This is a genomic window from Nocardioides sp. P4_G4 (genome assembly GCF_056401085.1).
The window spans coordinates 1-4,075 of record NZ_JBFUKA010000157.1 but is presented as its reverse complement, the minus strand read 5'-3'; the positions used below and the strand labels follow the sequence as shown (position 1 = coordinate 4,075).

Below are 4,075 nucleotides of genomic sequence, written 5' to 3'. Positions count from 1 at the left end.
GTGCCGGTCGCTGCGCGCCAGCGAGCTCGGTGACGACACGGCCGCGGGGCTCGGCGTCTCGCGGACCCGCAGCGAGCTGCTCCTCCTCATGGGCGTGGTGCTCGTCGCGGTCGCCGTCGCGGCCGCGGGCCCGATCGCATTCGTGTCGTTCCTGGCCGGGCCCGTCGCGCGCGCCCTCAACGGGGGCCGGACCACGGTCCTCGGCTCCGCGCTGGCCGGCGCCGTCATCGTGGTCGCGGGCGACTACGTGGCCGACTACCTCGTTCCGGACACCAACCTGCCGGTCGGTGTCGTCACCGGCGCCGTCGGCGCGCCGTTCCTGCTCTGGCTGCTCGCGAGCGGTCGTACCGGAAGGAGGGCGGCATGACCGCCACCCCCACTGCCACCGGGACCGCCCGCCTCGCGGCCTCCGGGCTGTCGCTCGGGTACGCCGACCGCGCCGTCGTGCACGACCTCGACCTCCGGATCCCCGACGGCCGGGTCACGGTGATCGTCGGCGCCAACGCCTGCGGCAAGTCGACCCTGCTGCGTGGCCTGGCGCGGCTCCTGCGACCGCAGTCGGGAGCGGTGCTGCTCGACGGCGAGGCGATCCACCGCCGACCGACCAGGCAGGTCGCGCGCGTTCTGGGCCTGCTCCCGCAGAACCCGGTGGCCCCCGAGGGGGTCACCGTCGTGGATCTCGTCGCTCGTGGCCGGCACCCGCACCACGGCACGTTCCGGCGCTGGACCAGCGCGGACGACGAGGCGGTGGCCGAGGCCCTCGCCCTGACCGACACCCTGGGACTGGCTGACCGGGTGGTCGACGAGCTCTCCGGCGGGCAGCGGCAGCGCGTCTGGATCGCCATGGCGCTCGCGCAGGGCACCGACCTGCTGCTCCTCGACGAGCCCACGACGTACCTCGACGTGGCCCACCAGGTGGAGATGCTCGACCTGCTCGCCGAGCTCAACGCCCGCCGCGGCACCACGATCGTGATGGTGCTGCACGACCTCAACCTCTCGGCCCGGTACGCCGACCACCTCGTCGCCCTGCGCGCCGGCCGGGTCGTCGCGGAGGGGACGCCCGGCGAGGTCGTCACCGAGGAGGTCGTCCGCGAGGTCTTCGGGCTCGACAACCGGGTGATCGAGGACCCCGTCTCCCACACCCCGCTCGTGGTCCCCGTGGGTCGCCACCTCCGCGCCACCCCCGCCACCGACACCGACATCGACACCGAGGAGAACCGATGACCCCCGTGCTCGACAGCACCGCGACCTCCGCACTGCCCCTGCTCCTCTGCGAGGTCGAGGTGGCCTCGGTCGAGCGCCTGAGCCCGTCGTTCGTGCGGGTCGAGCTGGGCGGCCCCGCGCTCGCGGAGTACGGCGTCGAGGGGCACCGCTACGACCAGCGCATCAAGCTGGTCCTGCCCGACCCGGTCACCGGGGGGCTCACGTCCGTGGTCGGGGCCGACGAGTCGTGGCTGGCCACGTGGTCCGACCGGCCGGTCGCCGAGCGCGGTCACATGCGCACCTACACGATCCGTGACGTCCGCGGGTCGGGCGAGGGCACCACGATCGTGGTCGACCTCGTGCTCCACCTGGAGGGCGACGCCGTGGGGCCGGGCTCGCTCTGGGCGGCCCGCGCCGTGCCGGGCGACCGCCTGGTGATGATGGCGCCCCGCCGCGGCTTCCCCTTCGGGGGCATCGAGTTCGTCCCCCGCCCGGGTGCCGAGCTGCTGCTCGTGGGCGACGAGACGGCCGTGCCGGCCGTGTGCGCCGTCCTCGAGCAGCTGCCGGGATCGGCCACCGGCGCCGCCTTCATGGAGGTCCCGGAGGCCGGCGACGTGCTCGACGTACGACGCCCCGACGGGGTGTCGGTGACCTGGCTGCCCCGCCACGGCGCCCCGCTCGGGGAGCGGCTGCACGCTGCGGTGGTCGCCCACCTCGGAACCCCGGGGGTCGTGGTCGAGGTCGGGCCCGACGACGTCGATCCCGACCTGTGGGAGACCCCGTCGTACTCCTCCTCGGGCGAGGAGATCGCGGCCTCCAGCGAGGGCGCCGTCCGGGTGCCGGGTCCGGGCCGGGACGGGCTCTACGCCTGGATCGCGGGGGAGTCCGCGGTGGTCACCGGGCTGCGCCGGCACCTGGTCCGCGGGCTCGGGATCGACCGCAGCCAGGTGGCGTTCATGGGCTACTGGCGGCGGGGCGTCGCCATGCGGTCCTGACCCCCCGGGTGGATCAGGCCTTGCGGGTCCAGCGGCGCGAGGCCGCGCGGCGACGCTCGTCGCGGTGGTGGCGGGCGATCAGCTCGATCTCGGTGGTTCCGTACATGGCGTGCTCCTTCGGTGGTCGTGCGGTCGGATGGAGTGGATGAGCTCTGGATGTCAGCGCTGCTGGAGGGTGATGTCGCCGGAGGCGACCTGGGCCCGGACCTCGACGTGGTCCTGGCCCTCGGCGGGCTCGCCGGTGCCGGCGAGGTCGCTGTGGATGCGGCCCGACACCGTCCTGATGTCGGTCCACACGGGGGTACCGGAGGGGATGCCGAGACGGACGTCGCCGCTGGCGCCCTTGACGGTGAAGCGGCCCCGGCGGGCCAGGTCGATCTGGAGGTCGCCACTGCCGGTGGAGAAGGACACGTCCTCGGCGCTCTCGCCGACCCGGACGTCCCCGGAGCCGGTCTTGACCGCCAGGCTGCCGGCCACCGAGTCGACGACGACGTCGCCGCTGCCGGTGGACACCGTCAGCTCAGCCCCCATGCGGCCGACGGCGACGTCGCCGGAGCCGCTCTTGATGCGCCCGGTGTCCCGCAGCTCGACGAACCGGAGGTCGCCGCTGCCGGACTGCACCTCGAGGGGGCCGGTGACCAGCTCGACGGCGAGGTCACCGCTGCCGGTGTTGGCCCAGGTGGCGCCGTACTCGCCCTCGGCCCGGACGTCGGCACTGCCCGTCCGCAGCGCCAGGGCGCTGGCCGTGGGCACGGTGACCGTGACCTGGTAGCGCCGGGTGCCGCCGGTGAGGAAGCCGGTGGTGCGGGGCACCACCACGGCGACCTGTCCGTCGCGCTGCTCGACCACGACCTCCTCGGGGTGGTCCCCGCTGATCGTGACGGTGGTGAGGTCGGTGCTGGTGGCCGTGACGTCGAGGCGGCCCTTGCCGATCTCGACGTACAGCTCGATGGGATCGGGGGTCTCGAAGGTGTGCTCCATGAGTGTCTCCAGGGTGTGCTCGGCCCACGGTCCAGCCTGGGTGCTGGATCGCTGTGGCGCCTGACGGATGTTGCGGACTGTGCGCGGTGGTGTCCGCGCGGTGCTGGTCAGAGCCAGCCGGTCATGCGGCGGTTGCCGCGGTTGCCTCCCTTGAAGGGGTCGTGGCCGAAGAACGGGATGCTCGAGAGGTCGATGTCGACGTTGATCGCCTGATCGGAGGTCGCCGCCCGGATGACCGCGACGAGCCAGGTGTTGAGGCTCTGGCCGCTGGTCGCGGCCTTCTCCTCGGCCCGGGTCTTGATGAACTCGGGGATGCGGAGGGTGATCCGGGCGAGGTCGCCCTCCTCCATCTCGTCGGGACGGGGCGCGGTCGGCGGCGCCGGGGGCGTGGGTACGACCGCGGTGGGGGCGACCTCGACGACGAAGTCCAGCTCGCGACCGGCCAGGCGTACGTCGACGCCACCCTGCGGGAGCTCGGTGCTGATCTCGGCGGCGGCCTGCGAGATGGCCTCCATGATGGCGAGGCGGGCGCTGGCGTCCAGCGCGTAGCTGAGGCGCTCGGCGACCTGGCGGGCCTCGTCGCCACCGGCCTCGGCGGCGGCCAGGAGGTCGCGGCGGAGGTTGTCGACGTACGGCGTGATGTCCATGTGCATCACTATGACATCACTGTGACGTCATGACAAGGGTTTAGTGATGTCAATTGGCGTCGTGGTGCTGTCGTCGTTTCTTGCACGCCCGCCGGGGAGGTTCGGGTCGGGCTCGGGAGACGGCGAACGCGGCTGCCGGGAGGCCGGTCAGCCCCGGTCGGGTGGTGCTGGTGAGCAGGGCTCAGAGGTCGAAGAGCGAGCTCGCCTCCGTGATGTCCACCTCCGGCCTCGGGGTGTGGGTGGCCCCGC

5 protein-coding genes are annotated in these 4,075 nt (G+C 73.3%); 3 read left to right on the top strand and 2 right to left on the bottom strand.

Going from position 1 to position 4,075, the window contains the following annotated elements:
- The 3 genes from AC1DQF_RS21270 to AC1DQF_RS21260 form a co-directional block, all read left to right on the top strand.
- Nucleotides 1–367 (top strand): iron chelate uptake ABC transporter family permease subunit (locus AC1DQF_RS21270; protein WP_477527218.1); only part of this gene is annotated, 367 nt, incomplete at its 5' end.
- Complete coding sequence (locus AC1DQF_RS21265; RefSeq protein ID WP_477527217.1) at nucleotides 364–1,224, top strand: ABC transporter ATP-binding protein; 861 nt, start codon at nucleotides 364–366, stop codon at nucleotides 1,222–1,224. The genes AC1DQF_RS21270 and AC1DQF_RS21265, both read left to right, overlap by 4 nt.
- On the top strand, nucleotides 1,221–2,198 hold the full coding sequence (locus tag AC1DQF_RS21260) for a siderophore-interacting protein (protein ID WP_477527216.1): 978 nt from the start codon (nucleotides 1,221–1,223) through the stop codon (nucleotides 2,196–2,198). Before AC1DQF_RS21265 ends, AC1DQF_RS21260 begins: the two co-directional genes overlap by 4 nt.
- 159 nt (nucleotides 2,199–2,357) lie before the next feature.
- Here AC1DQF_RS21260 and AC1DQF_RS21255 read toward each other — a convergent pair whose 3' ends face one another.
- Both AC1DQF_RS21255 and AC1DQF_RS21250 read right to left on the bottom strand, forming a co-directional pair.
- Complete coding sequence (locus AC1DQF_RS21255; protein ID WP_477527215.1) at nucleotides 2,358–3,179, bottom strand: DUF4097 family beta strand repeat-containing protein; 822 nt, start codon at nucleotides 3,177–3,179, stop codon at nucleotides 2,358–2,360.
- Between the two features lie 107 nt (nucleotides 3,180–3,286).
- Nucleotides 3,287–3,826, bottom strand: coding sequence for a toxin-antitoxin system HicB family antitoxin (locus AC1DQF_RS21250; RefSeq protein WP_477527214.1), 540 nt, complete (start codon nucleotides 3,824–3,826; stop codon nucleotides 3,287–3,289).
- Nucleotides 3,827–4,075 lie beyond the last annotated feature (249 nt).